Origin of the sequence: Streptomyces sp. NPDC088400 (assembly GCF_044753355.1) — a bacterium.
Classification (GTDB): Bacteria; Actinomycetota; Actinomycetes; order Streptomycetales; family Streptomycetaceae; genus Streptomyces.
In genome coordinates this window covers 273,500-292,954 of sequence record NZ_JBIVMZ010000009.1, presented here as the reverse complement: position 1 = coordinate 292,954, position 19,455 = coordinate 273,500, and the positions used below count along the sequence as shown (strand labels likewise).

The 19,455-nt window shown below is 70.9% G+C and carries 6 protein-coding genes; all 6 read right to left on the bottom strand.

Translation table 11 applies throughout. The features are described 5' to 3' along the window. Positions 1-64: 64 nt before the first annotated feature. Genes ACIQD6_RS23815 through ACIQD6_RS23790 form a run of 6 tightly spaced genes read right to left on the bottom strand, consistent with a single transcriptional unit; the run spans position 65 to position 18,712 of the window. On the bottom strand, positions 65-1,288 hold the full coding sequence (locus ACIQD6_RS23815; RefSeq protein WP_401885413.1) for a cytochrome P450: 1,224 nt from the start codon (positions 1,286-1,288) through the stop codon (positions 65-67). Beyond that, on the bottom strand, positions 1,285-3,261 hold the full coding sequence (locus ACIQD6_RS23810) for an amino acid adenylation domain-containing protein (protein WP_401885410.1): 1,977 nt from the start codon (positions 3,259-3,261) through the stop codon (positions 1,285-1,287). The genes ACIQD6_RS23815 and ACIQD6_RS23810 overlap by 4 nt, the downstream gene beginning before the upstream one ends. Further along, a complete protein-coding gene (locus tag ACIQD6_RS23805) occupies positions 3,254-4,549 on the bottom strand; it encodes a cytochrome P450 (protein WP_401885407.1) in 1,296 nt (431 codons plus the stop codon). Before ACIQD6_RS23805 ends, ACIQD6_RS23810 begins: the two co-directional genes overlap by 8 nt. Beyond that, positions 4,549-10,656: a type I polyketide synthase gene (locus ACIQD6_RS23800; protein ID WP_401885405.1), complete on the bottom strand. Its 6,108-nt coding sequence runs from the start codon at positions 10,654-10,656 to the stop codon at positions 4,549-4,551. The genes ACIQD6_RS23805 and ACIQD6_RS23800 overlap by 1 nt, the downstream gene beginning before the upstream one ends. Continuing rightward, complete coding sequence (locus tag ACIQD6_RS23795) at positions 10,653-17,075, bottom strand: amino acid adenylation domain-containing protein (RefSeq protein WP_401885403.1); 6,423 nt, start codon at positions 17,073-17,075, stop codon at positions 10,653-10,655. The genes ACIQD6_RS23800 and ACIQD6_RS23795 overlap by 4 nt, the downstream gene beginning before the upstream one ends. Next, positions 17,072-18,712 carry an acyl-CoA dehydrogenase family protein gene (locus ACIQD6_RS23790; RefSeq protein WP_401885401.1) on the bottom strand — a complete coding sequence of 547 codons (1,641 nt, stop codon included), beginning with the start codon at positions 18,710-18,712 and terminating at the stop codon, positions 17,072-17,074. Before ACIQD6_RS23790 ends, ACIQD6_RS23795 begins: the two co-directional genes overlap by 4 nt. Positions 18,713-19,455 lie beyond the last annotated feature (743 nt).

Sequence of the window (19,455 nt, the reverse complement as noted above, 5' to 3'; positions counted from 1 at the left end):
CCGGCCTTCGCGCGTGCGGGCGGTTCGTTTCCTTCGGACAGAGCGGTCGCCGCCGTGAAGCGGCTCAGCCCGTGGTGGCCCTCATCGTGAGGGGAAGGCTGGTGGTGCCCCGGATGAAGTTCGACCGAAGACGCCGTACCGGGCCGGAGACCGAGAAGGAGAGCCGGCTGTCGGTCATGTGCCTCAGCAGGATGCCGAGTTCGACCTGGGCCAGCATCGCGCCGATGCAGCGATGGATACCGATACCGAACGACAGGTGCCGGTTCGGCGTACGGGTGATGTCGAAGGTGTCCGGATCGGGGAAGCGGGTCTCGTCGAAGTTCGCCGAGGCGTTCCACAGGGTCACGGTGTCACCGTCCTGGATCAGCCGGCCGCCGATCTTGAATTCGCGGACGGCCTGGCGCATGACGTAGGCGTTGGTCGAGCTCCAGCGGAGCATCTCGTTGACCGCGCTGTCCGTGAGGTCCGGGTCGGCCTGGAGGAGCGCCTTCTGCGCCGGGTTCCGGTGCAGCGCGAGGATGCCCGCGCAGGCCGTGTACGAGGAGGTCTCGTTGCCGCCGACGGCGACGTTCATGCAGTTGAAGAGGATGTCCTCCTCCGGCCAGGGGCGTCCGTTGCGCCGGGCCTGGAGCAACATGCTGACGAGGTCGTCCTTCGGGTTCTTCCTGCGGTCCGCGAGCAGTTCCGCGAAGAATTCGAAGATCTCGGCCTGGACCACCGCGAGCCCGATCCGTTCGTCCTCCCCGGGGTCCGCGAAGACCGGGTCCCGGAAGCCGATCATGCGGCGGGTCATGCCGATGAGTTCATGGGCCTGGGTGTGGGAGACGCCCATCATGGCCATGATCGCGCCGGCCGGGAGCTCGGTGGCGATGTCGGTGGCGAAGTCGCAGCCGCCGTCGGCCACGGCGCGGCGCACCGCGGTGTCCACCAGAGTGGTCACCTGGGTGGCGATCCGTCGCAGCATTCCGTTGCTGAAGGCACGGTGCACCTGCTGGCGGATGTGGCGCTGGCGAGGGAGGTCCGAGGCCACGAGCATCCGGCCGGCGGACGGGTCGGCGGCGCTGCGGAACGATCCTCCGAGCATGGGTCCGCCCTCGGAGCTGAGCGCGGTGTGATCGTTGTACGCCGTCTCGATGTCCGCGTACCTGGTGAGCGCCCAGAAGCTGCCGCCGTCGGGGAGGGGGTGCCGGTGCACCGGGTCGTTGTGCCGTAATTGACGGAAGATCTCCCCGGCGTCCTCGCCGAGGAACAGTTCGGGGTCGGTGAGGTCGATCGTCGGAGTCGTCATACGAGATCGTCCGCCTTCCGGGAGGGTACGAGGGCGGTTTTGGAGCGGACCAGGTCGGCGAGCGCTCCCAGCTCACTGGTCACCAGGATTTCCCGGTTGCTCACCTCCACTCCGAGTTCCTTGACGATGCGCCGTCGGAGCCGGAACGCCTGGAGGGAGTTGCCGCCCAGGGCGAAGAAGTCGTCGGTGAGGCCGACCTCGTCCACCGAGATCAGGTCCTTCCAGAAGTCGGCGAGCCGGATCTCCACCGGATGACTCGGTGCGACCCGGTCGGCGCGGTGTTTCTGGTGGTGCGTCACGATCTCCCGCAGCTGTGCCAGGTCCCGCTTGCCGCGGTCGTTGGAGGGCATCTCGGCGATGCTGATGAAGGCGCTGGGCACCATGTAGTCGGGCATCGAAGAGGCGGCGGCTTCGCGCAGTCCGGCGAAGGAGCTGTCGCCGTACAGCACCACGAGTGCGGCGAGGTAACGGTCGACGCCCTCTCCCCCCACGACCACGGCCACGTCGCGTACGTGGTGATGGCGGGCCAGCTCGCGTTCGACCTCTCTCGGTTCGATCCGGTAGCCGCGTATTTTGACCTGGTCGTCCGTCCTGCCGACGTAGCGCAGCAGGCCGTCCTCGCCCTGTACCGCCAGGTCCCCGGTGGAGTAGAGCCGACCGCCCGGAGCGCCGTGGGGGTCGGGAAGGAACCTTTCGGCTGTGAGTCCCGGCTGACCGTGGTAGCCGCGGGCCACGCCCGGTCCCCCGATGTGGAGCTGGCCGACGGAACCCGGTGCCACCTCGGTCAGGGTCTCGTCCAGGACGTACAGGCCGATCCCTTCCAGGGCGCGGCCGATCGGTACGCTGCCGTGGTGGTCCGCGTCGATGACCGGGTGGGCCGAGCAGGCGGTGGCCGCCTCGGTGGGGCCGTAGAGGTTGACCAGTTCTCCGGCGAAGCCCGCCGCGAGCAGATCGCGGCAGGCGCCCGGTGACACCACGTCGCCGCCGGTGGCGAGTATCCGGAGCGAGGAGAACGTCTCCGGCTGCTCATGGGCCAGGTGGTTGAAGGCCAGTGTGGGGACGAGCATGGCGGTGATCCGGCGCTGTTTCAGTTCGCGCCGCATGTCACCGCCGATCAGGTCGGGCATGGTGGGCAGGGTGACCACCTCGGCGCCCGCGGCGAAGGCGCACCAGGTCTCCCAGTGGAAGGCGTCGAAGGCGAGGTTGGAGACGTGACCGACCCGGTCCTGCGAGGTGAGGGCGGGCAGCGCCGGGTTCTCGGCGAACTGGACCAGGTTGCGGTGTTCCAGGAGCACCGCCTTCGGCATTCCGGTGGATCCGGAGGTGAACAGGACGCTCGCGGCCTGCCGGGGCGCGGCCGCGGTGGCGGGGCCCGGTTTCGGGTCGGCGTGGTCGCCCGCCACGTACTCCATGACCCGCGCGGTGGCCAGGCCGTCCAGCCGGCCGGTCATCTCCGGGTGTGTGATCACCGTGGTGGCACCGCTGCGGTCGATCAGCAGGCGCAGCCGGTCATCCGGGGCTGCGGGGTCCAGCGGCACGTACGCGGCCCCGGCCTTGAGGGCGGCCAGCAGGGCGACGAACGGGGCGACGCCGCGGGGCAGCAGGTAGGCGATGTGGTCGCCGGGGCGGACGCCGCGCGCGAGGAGCGCCTGGGCGAGCCCGTCGGAGTGCCGGTTGAGCGCGGTGTAGGTGTAGGTGAGTTCGCGGTCGGAGACCGCGGGCCTGGCCGGGTGGCGGCTCACCGTACGGCGGAAAAGTTCCAGCAGGGTGCCCTCGTCGCCCCCCGTCGGGGTGAGGGCGGCGGCGGGCCGTTCCCGGCCGCGCCGGTCGGCCTCCGTCAGGCAGGAGGCGTGGCTGCCCTGATGGCCGGCCGGCCGCCAGCCCGGTGGGGCCGGACGGGTCACAGGCCAGACGCCGAGGTCGCCCTCGGTGTTCTCGACCAGCGAGTGGCTCGCGGAGCCGCTGTCAGACATGGGCGTTCTCTCCTGCTCGGTGGGGGGAATCCGCCGGCACATCCGCCGGCGGGGACAGGGCGTCGACCCGGATCCGGAACTCCTCCGCCATACGGAGGAATCCGGGGCGCCACCGCAGGTTCTCGGGCTCCGTGGCGAGAGCGATCCGCGGGTAGCGCCGCAGCAGGGTCCCGATGGCACACTCCGCCTCGATCTTGGCCAGCCTGGCCCCCAGGCAGTAGTGGATGCCGTGGCCGAAGCCCAGATGGACGGTGCCGGGCGACCGGGTGATGTCGAAGCGGTCCGGGTCGGTGAACGCCCTTGGGTCGCGGTTGGCGGCGGCGGTGGCGATGACGACGGAGCCGCCCTTGGGGATGGTCACCCCGCCGATCTCGATGTCCTCCTGGGCCACCCTGTTGATGCCCGGGTTGATCGGCCCGTCGTAGCGCATCACCTCGTCCGTCATGGCGGACAGCAGCCCGTGATCGGCGCGCAGGGCGGCCATCTGACGGGGGTTCTGGTGCAGGGCGAGGACCGCGTTGGTGATGAGCTGGACGGTGGTCTCGTGCCCGGCGAAGATCATCAGGCCGGCCATCGCGACCAGCTCCTCCTCCGTGAGCCTGCCGCCCTCCTCGGTGGAGTGGATGAGATCGCTGAGCATGTCGTCGCGGGGGTCGTCGCGCTTGTCGGCCACCAACTGCCGTACGTAGACGTCGAAACCCTCCAGGCTCCGGAGGGTCTCCCGGGCCCAGTCGTCGTCGTCCATGAAGCCCGCGAGGACCGCGGCGGCGCCACGGAACACGTCGACGCCGTCCGCCGGCACGCCCAGCAGGGTGCACACCATACGGATCGAGAGCGGGTAGGCGAGCGTCTCCAGGAGGTCGAACTCGTCCTGCCCTGCCACCGTGTCCAGCAGGGCGTCGGTGACCTCCTGGACCTGGGGCCGCAGTGCCTCCATGCGCTTGGCGCTGAACGATCGGACGACCAGCTTGCGCAGCCGGGTGTGGTCCGGCGGGTCGAGGTTGGCCATCGCCCGGCCCTGGACGGCCTCGGCCTTCTTGACCGCCTGTGCGACCAGGCTCGGCTCCGCTTCCCCGGCGCCGCCGTCCGGGCCCATGCCGGCGAACAGCTCGTTGCTGAACCGCAGGTCGTTGAGCGCCTTGAGCGCGTCCTCGTACCGGGTGATCAGCCATCGGGGCCGGCCCAGACCGTCCAGGACCTCGATCTGGTGCACCGGGGCTTCCTCCCGGAGGCGGTGCAGCAGTGGGAAGGGGTCGGTGTTGAACGTGTTCGGGTCGATCGTCACCATCAGTGGTTCTCTTCCTGTGTCAGGGGGTCGTGCTGCCGCAGCGCCTGGTTGAGCTGTGTGGCGAGGCCCGGGGCGTTACGGCGGTCCATCACGGTCCAGTGGTCACCGGCGACCGAGCGGACCTCCACGGCGGTGTAGAGGTCGCGCAGCCCGCGCTCCAGCCGCAGGCGGCCTCGTTCGTTCAGCCCGGCCTTGAGGATCACGGCGGGGCAGTTCACGGGCTGGGGGACGTAGCGGAACATCGCGTTGATGCTGTGGTTGTGCACGGAGACGAAGTCGGCGGCCGTCTTCTCCTGCCGTCCGGCCCTGGCGCGCTGCCTGCGCCAGCGCGTCACGTCCGCGATCCGCAGGATCCGGTCGTCCGGCTCCGGTCCGTTCGCTCCCGCCGGCTGCGCGCCGCCGAGTCCGAGCACCGCCTGGGTCTTGTAGACCAGGCCGCCGAGGAGGAAGCCGGGCTGGGTGACCATGGGCATTCCACCGGTGTTCGGGAGATAGCCGTCCACGCCGGACAGCAGGGCCACTTCCCCGCCGTCGGCGATGATCTGACGGGCGATCTCGTGGCTGAGCATCATGCCGAACGACCATCCGCCGAGCAGATACGGGCCGTCCGGTTGGATGCTCCGGATCAGCTCGACATGGTGGTTCGCGATGTCTTCCAGCCGGCTCAGCGGCGCGCGTCCGTCGTGCAGACCTGGGGTCTCCAGGCCGTAGAGGGGGCGGTCGCCGAGGTGCTTGGCGAGTCCGCGGTAGCACAGCGCGCTGCCCGCCGCCGGGGCCGAGAAGAACAGCGGGGTGCCCTCACCGGTTTCGTTCAGCGTCATGAGGTTCGGGCTGTCGACCGCTGTACCGGGGACCGGAGTCGAACGGTGCGGCGGTGCCGGTGTCCGCGTCCCGGCCCGGCGCTGCGACTGCTGCTGCCGTGCCTGTTGCTGTGGCTGTGCGTGCTGCTGTTGCTGTGCGTGTTGCTGTCGCCGCGGCTCGGGCTGCGGCTGCGGCTGCGGCGCGGAGCCGACCAGACCCGCCAGGAACCCGTAGGTGGGGTTGCGGGTGAAGTCGGACATCGGCACCTTGATCCCGCACACGTCCCGCACCCGGGCCAGCAGGTGGACCGCGGCGAGCGACTCGCCGCCGAGGGCGAAGAAGTCGTCCTCGGCCCGGGAGTGCGGCACGCCCAGTTCGTAACGCCACAGCTCGTCCAGGGCGGCGAGGGCACCGCTCGGGCCCGCGGCGGCCGGAGCCGGCACCACCGGTTCGGCGGCCGGGGCGGCCGGCGGGGCTTGTTCGCGGCCGGAGGCCGGGGCCGCAGGAGCGGGCGCCACGGCGGGTCGCAGGGTCTCCGGGACGTCCGCCGGGGCCATGGGCGCGGGGGCGGCGGAGGCCGGCACGGTGTCCGGGATCTCCGGTGCCCGCAGCCGGGCCGGGTGCGGCAGCCAGGGCTGGCCCAGTACCTCGGGCAGCGCGCCGAGCACGGCCGAGCCGAACCGGTCGGCGTGCAGATGTGTCCAGTCCGCGTCCGCCGGAGAATCCAGCAGAGCGCGGGTCGCCCCGTCCAGCGGGCCGGTGCTCAGCAGCACGCCCGGGGTGGCCGCGAGCGGTCCTTCGGAACGTACGGACTTCCAGCGGGCGGTCGCGTCGAGCGCCGTCCGCTCGTCGGGCGAGCGCAGCACGGACAGCACCAGGTCGACGTCCGGGGAGGCGGGAGCCTCGTCCGTCGGGCGGGACGGCGCCGCGATCATCAGCGTGTGGTCGGAGAGTGTGCCGTCCGGGACCACGGTGATCTCCGGCAGTCCCGACTCCGCGAGCACCCGCTGCCAGGTCGCCGCGTCCAGCACGATCGAGTTGCTGCGCAGCTCGTCGTCGAAGTCCCACCAGCCCGGTGCCAGTCCCCACAGCAGATGGCTCCACCGGGTGACGTCGGTGACCTCTACGAGGGAGACCGCGCCGGACGGTGACAGCAGGCTGCGCAGATGCCTCAGGGCCGTGTGCACCGAGGGTGCCACGTGGATGACGTTGTACGCGATGACCAGGTCGAAGCTGCCCGCGGCGAGGCCCTGTTCCACCGGGTCGCGGGTCATGTCGTAGGTGGAGAAGCGCACCCCGCGGATACCGTTGGTACGGGCGTACTTGGCGGCCCTGCGCACCAGCAGTGTGCTGATGTCGGTGAAGTGGTAGTCGACGTTGTCCCGGTCGTGCCAGCCTTCGAGGAGCTGCCAGGTGAACAGGCCGTGTCCGCCGCCGACCTCCAGGATGCGCAGCGGGCGGTCGCCCCAGGTCCGGTGGAGGGAACGTACCGTCTTCTCCAGGGCGTCGAGGCAGAACCCGCCGTCGTAGATCTCCAGCCGGTTGTCCGGCAGGCAGGAGCGCAGCATGCTGTCGTCGCCGTCGGGCCAGAGCACGGCGACCGGTTCCTTCTCGCCGTCGAAAACCGCGGGCAGTCCGGCGGCGATGCTGTCGAGCAGCCGGTGCAGGCCGTCCACCTCGCCGAGGCCGGCGCCGGCCGCGAGCAGATCCTGGGGCCCGGCGGCGACCAGGTAGCCGTCGGCGCCGTCCACCTGCCCCGGCCGCAGGACGTCCTCCTCGACGAGGGAGCGCAGCAGGAAGTCGAAGAAACGGGTCAGTCGTTCACCGGGGTTGAGCCGGTGGCACAGCTCGGACGCGGTGATCCGGTCGCCGGGACGCAGTCCGGCGCGCTCCAGGGCGAAGCGAGCGATGAGACCGGCGCTGTAGCGGTCGACCCGGGTGTTCAGCTCGGGCCGCTGGGAGAGCCGGGCCTGGCCGGCCCGCCAGGTCTGGGTGGCGGCGATCGTGCCGGCCGTCGGCCGGGCGGGCAGGGGGCCCTCGCCGGCCAGGGAGGCGACCTGGACGCCGGCGGCGGCGAGGTCGGCGGCGAGCACGGTGGCGTCGGGGGCGTCGGTGACCAGTGCCACCCGGGGGGCGTCGGTCACCGGCTCGACGGGGACGGGCCGGGGCAGCAGCGCCCACCAGCCACTGCCGCGCCAGGCGTAGCGGGTGGCGCCCGGCCACGGGGCGGGGAGCCAGTCCGGGCGGCCCGCGGGGCCGATGTCGAGGAGCGTGGTCCGGTCGCCGGCGGTCCCCCGGTGGCCGAGCCACTCGGCGGCCCGCGACGGGATGCCGGCCGCTTCGGTGCTGTCGTCCAGGACGTCGAAGACTTCCCGGCCCAGCAGCAGGAGCTGGACTCCGGCGGTACGGGCCCGGTCGGCGAGGGCGGTCAGCGCGGCCCGGTCCTCGTCGTCCGGCAGTTCGGCGACGACGACGGAGGCGGTGAGCCCGGTGAACCGGTCGTCGGTGGCCGGCAGGCCCAGTTCGGCGGCGAGGCTCTCGCCGACCGCGGCGGCGCTGTGCGCGGACAGGCGCCGGGAGACCGAGGTCCAGGCGTCGGTGGTGAGGGTCGGGTGCGTCTCCGGCGCGGCGGGGGCGGTGGGCTCGGGGTGTCCGGGCACCTCCGGCGCGGCAGCGGTACCGGTGGTGGGGGCGGGGCGGACCGGGAGGGGCTTGGGCTCGTAGGGGTGTGCGGGCAGTTCGGTGATGGACGGCTCGTCGGCGTCGAGGAGTCCGGCCAGGTCGACCGCGACGCCGTGCTCCCAGAGGGTGGCGCAGAGTTCGAGGACGCTCTCGGTCTCCTGGTCGGCGGAGCGCCCCAGGGCCGGGATCGCCGGGGTGGCGGTGTTCCAGTCGGGGTGCATCCGCAGCCCGCGCAACGTGCTCTGCCCGGGGCCGAGTTCGACGACGAGGTCGTGGGGGGCGTCCAGGAGGGTGCCGATGGCGCGGCGGAGCTGGACGGTGCCGCGCAGATGGTCGCCCCAGTGTCCGGCGTCCATGAGCTGCCCGGGTTCGACCGCTTCGCCGGTGAGGGTGGAGACGACGACGGTGTCCCCGAGGTCCGTGCCGCCCGTGGGGGTGGTGGCGGCGACGGCCCGCAGTTCCTCGGCCGGCGCGTCCATCATCGGGGAGTGCGAGGCACGGTCGATCTCCAGGATCCGGCAGGACCAGCCGTCGGCCTCCCAGGTCTCGAACGCCTTCATCACCGGCTCTGCCTCGCCGGACAGCACGAGTTGGTGCGGGGCGTCGATGGCGAGGGTGACGCCGTCGGGTATCCCGAGTTCCCTGTCGGGCCGGCGGACGACGGCGACCATCCGGCCGGGGGCGGCGGACAGCATTCCCCGGCCCCGCAGATGGACGAGGGACAGTGCGTCCTCCAGGCTCCAGACGCCGGCGAGGGCGGCGACGACGTACTCGCCGACGCTGTTTCCCATCATCGACGCGGGTCGCACTCCCCAGACGCGCAGTTGGCGGCCGAGCGCGTAGCCGAGGGTGAACAGGGCGAGCTGCTGGAAGGTGATCTCCTCGACGGGGGCGTCCTCGCCAGTGACCAGGGCGCTCAGGTCGATGCCGTACCGCTCCCGGACGATGTGGGCGGCCTCGTCGAAAACCCTGCGGAACTCGGGCAGCAGCCGGTGGGCGGCGGCTCCGGCGCCTTGGTGGAGGGTTCCGTGGCCGGGGAAGACGAAGGCGACGGCAGGGGCGGAGCCGTGGTGCTCGACCGGGGCGACGGGGGTGCGCAGGGCGGCAGCGAGGCCGTCCCGGTCGGCGGCGACGACCGCCGTGCGGTACGGAAGCCTGCGGCGCCCTTCGGTGAGGGTGAAGGCCACGTCACCGAGCCCGTCGGCGGAGGCGGGGGTGGGGGTGGGGGTGGCGGCAGGGGCCGGGGTGGCGATCGCGTCGGCGACCGACGTACGCAGCTTCTCCAGTGCCCAGGGGCTGTGCGCGGACAGCGGGAAGACGCGGGGCCGGGCGGTCTGAGCGCTCCGGGCCGGGTCCGGCGCGTTCTCCAGGACCACATGGGCGTTGGTGCCGCCGATGCCGAAGGAGCTCACCCCGGCGAGGAGCGGCCCGTCGTTGCCCCACGGCTGCACCTCGGTGGCGATACGGAAGGGGCTCTGCGCCAGGTTCAGGTCCGGGTTGGGCGACCGGTAGTGCACCGTCGGGGCGATCTCCCGGTGGCGGAGCTGGAGCACGGCCTTGATCAGTCCGGCGACTCCGGCGGCCGCCCCGGTGTGGCCGATGTTGCTCTTGACCGCGCCGAGCCAGGTGGCGCCCACGCTGTCGGTGCTTTCCCGGAACGCCGAGGTGAGTGCCGCCACCTCGATCGGGTCGCCGACTTGGGTGGCGGTGCCGTGCGCCTCGACGCAGCCGATGTCGGCCGGGTCGACGTCGGCCCGGCCCAGGGCCAGCTTGATGACGTCCCGCTGCCCAGTGACGGAGGGTGCCGTGTAGCCGACCTTGGTTCCGCCGTCGTTGTTGAGTGCCCAGCCGCGGATCACCGCGAGGACCCGGTCACCGCTCGCCAGCGCGTCCTCCAGGCGTCGCAGGACGACCACGCCGGCTCCGCTGCTCGGCACGGTGCCGGAGCCGTCCGCGTCGAAGGGGCGGCAGTGACCGTCCCGGGACATGATGTGGCCCTCGCCGTACTGGTAGCCGGTCCACTGGGGCAGCCGCAGCGACACTCCGCCGGCCAGGGCCACGTCGCAGTCGTGCGACAGGAGGCTGTTGCACGCCTGGTGGACGGCGACCAGGGAGGTGGAGCAGGCGGTCTGCACGGCCATCGCGGGGCCACGCAGTCCCAGCTTGTAGGCGACCCTGGTGGCGACGAAGTCCTTCTCCACCCCGATCACCCGGCTCAGCAGTTCTCCATCGCCGGGTGCGTGGTCCGGGGTGATGTCACTTCCGGCGTAGACACCGATCCAGCCGTTCAGCCGGACCGGGTCGATGCCGGCGTCATCGAGGGCGGTGGAGGCCACTTCCAGGAATACGCGCTGCTGCGGGTCGATGGTGGCGGCCTCGGCGGGGCTGTAGCCGAAGAACGAGTGGTCGAACCGGTCACCGCCGTCGATGGTGCCGCGCACGGGTATGTAGTCGGGATGCCGGCTCAGCTCGGGATCCACCCCGGCCGCGAGGGACTGCTCCGCCGTGAACCGGGTCAGTCCTTCCCTGCCCGCCCTCAGATTCGCCCAGAAACCGGGGATGTCCGTGGATCCAGGCATGCGGGCGGCCATGCCGATGACCGCGATCTGCTGATTCGTCGTCATGAGTTGCGGTTCCTTCGGGGAGTTCCGTGGGCGGCGGGCGACTGCCGCGGTGAGGGGGTCCGCCAGCGGGCGGCCCGTGCGCCGATGTCGTCACGGGCGGCCGGTGGGGGCGCGGCCGAGCCGTCGTCCCCCGGTGCGAGGAAGCGGGCGAGCCCGCGTACCGTCGGGAATTCGAAGAGCCGGTATACGGGGATCTCCCGGTCCAGTTCCTTCAGCAGGCGGGCGTGGAGGGTGGCCAGTTTCAGGGAGTTGCCGCCCAGGTCGAAGAAGTTGTCGGCGGCTCCGACCCGTTCGAGATCCAGGACGGCGGACCAGACGGCGGCGATCCGCTGTTCCAGGCGGTCGGCGGGCTCCACCCAGTTCTGGTCGCCCGCCAGGTCGTCGCGGCCGGGCCGGGGCAGCCGGGCGACGTCGACCTTGCCGTGCGCGGTCGTGGGCAGTTCGTCGAGCCACATCAGGGCATCGGGCACCAGATGGGCCGGCAGGCGGGCGGTGAGCGCGTCCAGGACGCGTCGGCTGTCCCGGGCGTGGGGAGCGGCGGGCACCAGATGGGCGACCAGAGTCGTCGCGTCCCCCGATACGTAGGCACGCTGGACCAGGGGGTCGGCGAGGAGTCCCGCCTCGACCTCCTGGGGTTCGATGCGGTGGCCGCGTACCTTGAGCTGACGGTCGATCCGGCCGAGGAATTCCAGAGTGCCGTCCTCCCGCCAGCGGGCCCGGTCACCCGTGCGGTAGACGGGGCCCGGCGCCCCGTCCGGGCCGGCCGGCAGGAACCGCTCCCGGGTCAGCTCCGGATTGCCCCGGTACTCAAGGGCTATGCCGACCCCGCCGATGAGGAGTTCACCGGTCACTCCGATCGGGCAGCGGCGCCCGGCCGGGTCCACCACGTACACCGACTTGCCGGTGATCGGGCGGCCGACGACGTTCAGCGGCGCGTCGTCGGGCATCGGCCCCGGCTGCCAGGTGGCGACCACGCTGCCCTCGGTGGGCCCGTAGTTGTTGGCGACCCGGTAGCCGAGGCCGGCGGGCGGGCGCCGGGTCTGGGCGGCGGCGGCGAACAGCATCCAGCGCAGGGCGGGAAGCTTCGTACCTGTGCCCCATACCGCCTCGGCGACCGGGGTGGACAGATACGTCATGGTGATGCCGTGCCCGGCGAGCCACGGTGCCAGCTCGGGCACCACGACGCGCTTCTCGTGGGCCACCACACAGGCTCCGGCGGCCAGATAGGGCCAGACTTCCCACTGGGTGGCGTCGAAGCCCACGCTGGAGAGGTGGCTCGCCCGGTCCTGGGGCGTGATGTCGTACGCCTCGATGTGCCACAGTGCGAGCTGGGCCAGGCCGTGGTGGCTGAGGACCGCTCCCTTGGGCCGCCCGGTCGTCCCCGAGGTGTAGAGCACGTAGGCGGGGCTCTCGGGAGTGGGCGCGTGCGGCTCGGGTACCGGGCCGTCCGGCGCGTACGCGGTTGGGTCGCCGACCTCCAGGACCGGGACGTCGCCGGTGGCGGGAAGCCGGCCCGGTGCCGTGACAACGGCGCCTGCGGCGACGTCCTGGAGGGTCAGCCGGACGCGTTCGTCCGGGTAGTCCGGGTCGATCGGGCAGAACGCGCACCCGGCGTACCAGGCGGCGAGCATGGCCGTCACCAGGTCGGGGCCGCGGCCCAGGACGACGGCCACGACCGGCTCGCGGCCCTGGACGGCGGTGCGGATACGGGCGGACAACCGCAGTGCCCGCGTGTGCAGTTCGCCGTACTGGAGGACGCCCCGGGAGGACTCGACGGCGGGCGCGCCGGGCCGCTCGGAGATTCGCTCGGCCAGCAACGCGGGCAGTGTGGTGGCCGGGTGGGCGGGCCTGCCCTTCTCGAAGCCGGCGATCCGCGCGAGTTCCCCGGGGCCGGTCAGGGGCACTTCGTCGACGCGCCCTGTCCGCGGGCCGCAGAGCGCCTCGACCGTGCGGCCCAGCAGGCCCGCGAAGCCCCGGGACACCTCGGCGGAGATCCGGTCGCCGCGATGGGTTACGTGTCCGGTGAACCGGCCGTCCTGTTCGCGGAAGCTGACGGTCAGGGCGAACTTGGCGTGCGCGTCCGTCTCCGGGTCCTCGAAGAGGTACGGGGTCATGTGCCCGGGCCCCACCGGTACCGGGGCCGGCGGCTCGGCCTCCACCGCGAGCATGACCTCGACGTAGGGGCTCCAGCCGGGCAGGCGCGGCGGGTTGAGGCGTTCCACGATGTCCTCGAACGGGACATTCTGGTGGTCGATCGCGTCGAGGACGGTGTCGCGCATTCGGCCGAGCAGCGCGCCGAGGGTTTCGCCCCGGTGGGTGGTGGAGCGCAGGACGGCGGTGTTCAGCAGCGGTCCGATGACCTCGGCGTGCTCCTCGTCGATCCGCCCGGCGACCGGTGTCCCGAAGGTCACGTCGTCCTGGCCGGTCCAGCCGTGCAGAGCGGTGGCGAGCGCGGCGCCGAAGACCATGGCCGGGCTGACCCCCTGCCGTCTCCCCAATTCACCCAGCAGGCTGTGCAGTTCGGCCGGAAGCGGAATGGGAACCCGGCCGTTCGGGCCCGGAGTGGTGGGCGATTCGAAGGCGGGGTGGGCGGGAGCGCCGTCCAGCCGGGCGGCCCACTGGTCAAGACCGGTGGAGACGTCGACGGCGGCCCGGTCGTCCAGAGCGTCCCGGAACTGAGGGCGGAGCGCGGGCCGGGGCCCGCGGGGGTCGAGCACCTGGGCGTAGCAGTCGGCGAGTTCACGCAGGAAGGGCTGGGCGGAGCCGCCGTCCCACACCAGATGGTGGGTGTTGAGCAGGAGGAGCTGTTCCTCACCCGGCAGGTCGAACAGAGTGACGCGCAGGAGCCTGCCGGAGCCCGGGTCTACGGGCTCCTTCGCGGCGGCCCGCAGCTGTCGGGTCACCTCATCGCCCTGGTCGTCCCCAGAGACCGCGGTGAGGTCCCGGTGGTCGACCTCCGGATGCCAGGGGGCACCGGGTTCCTGCCGCAGGGCGCCATCACGCTGGACAAAGGCGGTTCTGAGGATCTCGTTGCGCTCGGTCATCCAGTGCAGTGCCACGCGCAGGGTGGCCGGATCCAGCCGTCCTCGGACCCGCCACACCATCGGTACCTGATACAGCCCTCGGCCATCGAGGAACTGTTCGTCGAACCAGATCCGCTGCTGGAAGCCGGAGGCGGGCAGCGGTCCACCGGACGCGGCCGATGCGGGTGCCGGCGCGGGCCGTGGTAAGTCCGTGAGATGGTCCAGGGCGTCGGCGAAGTCCTGGAGCACCGGGTGGTCGAAGAGCATTCGCAGCGGCGGTACGTCCCCGCCGAGCCGCTTGGCGGTCTCCCGCAGAGTCCGGGGGGCGAGCAGGGAGTGGCCTCCGAGTTCGAAGAAGGACTGACCAGCGCCCGGGTCGCGGACCTTCAGCAGGTCCGCCCAGACCTCGGCCACCGCGCGGGCTGTCGCGGTGCGTGGCGGGTCGGTGTCCTGGCCGGTCTCCAGCGGCGTTCCGGACTCCCGCAGCCTCTTGATGTCGATCTTCCCGTTGACCGTCAGAGGCAGGCTCTCCACGGTGAGGAACCGCGCTGGCAGCATGTACGAGGGAAGGCGCACCGCGAGGTGGCCGCGGAGGGTGGCGGTGGTGGGCGCGGCACCGTGCGGCACCAGGTAGGCGACGAGTCGCAGGTCGCCGCTGGGCCCGGGTTCGGGCAGTACGACGGAGCCTTCGACCGCCGGATGTTCGAGCAGCCGGGCCTCGATCTCGCCGGGCTCGATCCGGTAGCCACGTATCTTGACCTGCTGGTCGGCCCGTCCGACGTACTCGACGGTGCCGTCCGGCAGGCGGCGGGCCAGGTCGCCGCTGCGGTACAGCGTTCCCTCGCCGAAAGGGTTGGCGAGGAAGCGCTGCGCGGTCAGTTCGGGCTGGTTGAGGTATCCGGCGGCGACGCCGAGACCGCCCACCCAGATCTCCCCCGTCTCGCCGGCCGGAAGCGGCTCACGGTCGGGGCCGAGGATGAGGAGACTGGTCGTCGGCAGGGGTACGCCGACGTTGCTGCGGCCGGTCTCGATGTCCCGCGCGGTGATCTCGCGGAAGGTGGTGTGGACGGTGACCTCGGTGATCCCGTACATGTTGACCAGGGCCGTACGGGGGTGCCGGGCCGCGAACCCGGCGAGGGATCCCGGATCGAGTTTCTCGCCCGCGAAGATCACGTAGCGCAGAGAGTCCAGCGGAGCCTGGCCTGCCCCGTGCACGCCGGTGAGCTGGGCGAAGGCGCTGGGGGTCTGGCTGAGTACGGTGACGTTCTCGGAGCGCAACAGGGTGAGGAGGCGCTCCGGGTCCTGGGCATCGTCGCTCCCCACCACGACCAGTCGTCCGCCGTGGGCGAGGCAGCCGAACATCTCCCAGACCGAGACGTCGAAGGCGTAGGAGTGGAACATTGTCCACACGTCGTCGGGGCCGAAGGCGTAGGGCAGCCGGTCGTTGACCACCAGCCGCACCACATTGCGGTGGGTGATCACCACACCCTTGGGGCGCCCGGTGGTACCGGAGGTGAAGATCACGTACGCGGGAGAGCCCGGGGCGGCCTCCGGCAGGTCCCCGTCCCGCCCGTCCCGGAGGTCGTCCAATGAGATCACCGGTCCGGTGAACCCGGCGACGCCGCCCCGCCCGTCGGTGACCAGGCAGACCGCCGCGCTGTCCTCAAGGATCATCTGATGACGCTCCGCGGGCGCCGCCACGTCCAGCGGTACGTACACCGCCCCGGCGAACAGGGTCCCGAGGACCGCCTCCACCTGTGCGATACCGCGCGGCAGCAGCAGCCCCACCAGATCACCGGGGCACACCCCCCGGGCGGCGAGCCCTCGGGCGAGGGTGCCGGCCCGGTCGATCAGCTCGGCGTAGGTCAGCCGCTCCGTGCCGTCCGAGACGGCGATCGCATCGGGCGCGGCGGCCGCACGTGTCCGCAGCAGCTCGGGCAGGGACACATCCGGAAAGTCCGCGTCGGTGGCGTTCCATGCCAGCTCCCGCGCCAGCAGCACCTCGGGCGACGGCCGGTCCCCGGCGGCGCCGGAGTCCGGGACGGCCGCACCGACCGTTCCGTCAAGATCCGCGATCAGTTCGGCCAGCGCCACCGGATAAGCGGCGGCCATCCGTTCCACGGCGGCACGTCCAACGGCCCCGCCGGGATCCTTCCAGAACAGGCTGACGCCACGGGAATCCTCCCGCAGCATCACGGTCAGTGTGTGGTCGGCGTAATCCTCCATCGCCAGCAGTCGCAGCACCGCGTGGCTGTCCGGGCCGGTCAGCCGGAGTGCGGTCAGATCGATCCCGTCCTCCGGAAGAGCCGACCAGTACTGGAAGATGACCTGGCCAGCATGGGTGCGGGCGTGCTGCCCGGTGAGCCCGGCGGCACGCAGCAGCGCGGGGTAGGGCAGGCTGCCGTGCCGGACGGCGTCCCGCAGGTTGTCGTGCAGGTCCCGCAGGACCTGACGGTGGCTGATGCCGGTGGGCAGCCGGTGACGCAGCGGCAGTACGTTGGAGAAGTAGCCCACGCGGTCGCGTAGTTGCCGGGTTCTGCCGTGGTACGGCGTGGGGACGATCAGGTCCTCCTGGCCGGTGTGGGCCCGGAGGAGCAGACAGAAGGCGGCGTACAGCGGGATCACCGGGTGCACCCTGGCGGCGGTGGCGGCCTTCCGCGCGGCGACGATCAGCCCGAGCTCCAGCGCGACCTCGTGGAACGTGGGGTCGTCAGGTCCGCCGGGCATCTGGAGAGCCACGGGCAGATCCTCGCCCAGGGTGCGGTGCCAGTACTCCCTGTCCTTCTCGCCCTCCGGGCCGTGGGCCAGCTCGTCCTGCCGACGGGCGAACTCGGCGTAAACCGTGGTGCTTTCGGCGGGGCCGAGGTCCTTCCCGGCATAGGCGTCCCGGAAGGCCGCCAGGAACGGGCCGCAGGCGCTTCCGTCGAAGACGATGTGGTGAACGTCGACGAGCAGCATCACGTAGTCGGGTCCGTGCAGCACGTGGACCCGGGCCAGGGGCCCTCGACGCAGGTCGAAACGGGAAGTGCCGTGGCGACTCACGGCCTCGGCCCGCGGGGTGTCGGTCCGCACCTCGGTGACCGGGAGGGCAGGGGCATCGTCCCAGCGCAGTTCGGCCCCGTCCTGGCTTTCCACGACCCTGCCGCGCAGCATCGGGAAGCGTTCCCCGAGCGATGTCACCGCCGCGTGGACCCGTCCGAGGTCCAGCGCACCCTCGTCGACCAGCATCGGCATGTGAAGGATGTGACTGGACCGGTCAGGGTCGACCTGCCAGTGCACCCAGACGGCCTGCTGGTCGACGGAGAGCGGAAGCCGGGCGGCAGGAGCGGTCGCCGTACCGGTCCGGGAGGCTCCCGGCGACGCGCTCTCCTCGCTCCGTCCCTTTTCCTTCTTCATCGTTCCCCCGGGTGGGTATCGGCGGTGGGCGGTACATCGGTGATCACACCTGTGAGCAAGGAGGCGTACCTGTCGTCGCCACTGAGCCAGGCGTCGCTCACGGCGGCGTGGTCGGGGCCGGCCGTCTCGGGCTCGGCCTGCCGCCACAGCCCGGCGAGACGGTCCCTGGCGTGCGAGCAGTGGATATCAGCGAGGTTCTGGGCCTCGGTGCGGCCCTCGCGGTACAGGCGGGCCGCCTTGGCGAGGACGACGGACATGGTCAGGATCTCGTCGGCGATCTGGCTGAACGCGATGAGGCGGTGCTGGTGTTCGTAGAGCCCCGGCGCGGGGTGGTCGGCGACGAACTTCTCGCAGGCGGTGCCGAGGCGCCGGGTCTCGGCCGCGGCGAATCGCAGATGGTCCGCGTTCACCGGGTCGAGGTCTTTGGTACGCGGTTCCTGTCCGGCGTCCCGCGAGGAGGCGGCCGCTTGTCCACCGTGACCCGGTCCGTAGTACGAGAACTGACTCATCCGGGCAGCCCAGAATTGGAGAAGGAATGAAACTCCACCGGAAATACGAAGGTTTCTTGCGTCCCGGTAGAAGCGCTCCAGCGGAAGGGCCGGCACACCGCGCCGCGCTTTGCTGACTGCCGTCTCGAACCCTTCTCCGGCCAGTAGATCCATGGTGCGGTCGGCGACCCGCCAGCAGATCTCCGCACTGATCGCTTTGGTGACGTTCTGTTCGAATGCCACGTTGAGACCGAGATCCGGCTGGTCGGCAGGCAGCAGACTCCATTCGGCGAGCGCCTGAATGGCGAAGACATCAGCCATGGTGGCAGACACCATGTGCTGAATTTCTTCCCGAGAACCCAATGGGCGGCCGTCGACCGTACGCCGGTTGACGAAGTTTCGGGACCATTCGAGGCAGAGTTTGGAGATGGCGAGCCCGGGGGCGGTGATCAGATGCAGTCGCCCCCGGACCACGGCCATGGTGAGTTCCGGGGTGATGCGCACCTCGGTGTCCGGATCGACCTCCACGATCATGCGTTCGCGCGGCACCCGGACTCCGTCCAGTACCAGTGCCGCGTTGGGGAAGCCTTTGACCCCCATGAATTCGTGGCGGGAGCGAACACTGAACCCCGGGTCGGAGGTCTCCACGAAGAACAGCCGGGGCCGGTCCTGCCCGTCCTCGTCCAGCATGGCGGAAACGGTCACGACGTCCGCGATGGGACCGTTGCCGATGTGGATCTTCTCACCGGTAAGAAGAAACGTTTCTCCATTGTCGATGGGGACAGCACGGGTCTGCCGGGCACTGTTCGAGGCGCCGGCGGGCTCCGTGTCGGCGGAACCGGAGATGATGCCGTCCAGCAGCCGCTGTTCGACGTAGGAGTACAGATCGCCGGGTGGCAGTGCCCGCAGGTACGTTCCGGAGCCGACCGCGGTCTGGATCCCGAGGACCAGCGCGACCGGCACCGACCAACTCGCCGCCGCCTGGACGACCCGGAAGGTGTTGTAGCTCGACAACCCCAGACCGTTGACGTCCGGAGGATCCTGAAGATTCAGAAATCCATTGCGGCGCAACTCCTCCAGCAGCCCCTCCGGGAGTTCCCGAGCGACATCGACAGCGGTGGGGTTCACCCGGCTCTTGAGGATATCCACCAAGCGTTCCACCGCAGCATCTCCCGCCTTCGCATCAGCGGAATCCTGCGCAACAAAATTTCTTATGATTCCCCATTCGAACCGACCTTGATAGAGCCCCTCCAGAAAGCTGGGGAAGTCATTCCGATGGAACAAGTTGACCGTACTGTCACTCACTTCGGACTCCGGCAACGAGGGATTTTGCCTGCCATCAGGCTGATTACACATAACCCTACTCAGAGATTTTCGAGCACGTCGCGTCCACCTATGTACACTCTGGATGTTTAGAATTCGACACGAGGGGAATCGGAGGTTCCGAAAGTTTTGCTCCCCATTCGACCGGCCGAAAATCATCGGCCGATCTGCATACCGGCGGCGGAGAGCGTGATCTGCGACACGGTCCAGGCGAGCCTTGCGGGACGAGAGGACGGGTCAGCTCACAGGATCCCGATGCGTCCCGAGACGGAGGGTCAGCGCCGCGAGCGGACAGAGCACGCTCGAACGATCTCGGCAGCACGGCGAAGTGCGATTCCGGATGCCGTGAGCCCTCTTCTCGTTCCGCGAACGCAGGTTCAGTGCCAACGATCGTTGGCGCGGTTGTGAGCGAATGGCCGTGTGGCGTGTTCTTTTCCCCGGCGATTCGCCGGTGGGTAATCATTCGGGCATAAAGAGGAGAGGGCGAGTTCGGTTCTCACCTGCTGCCTCGGGTTCCGGCGGGCCGCCTGGTCGGAGACCGGGCCGGTGACTGCGCGAAGGAGCTGAGG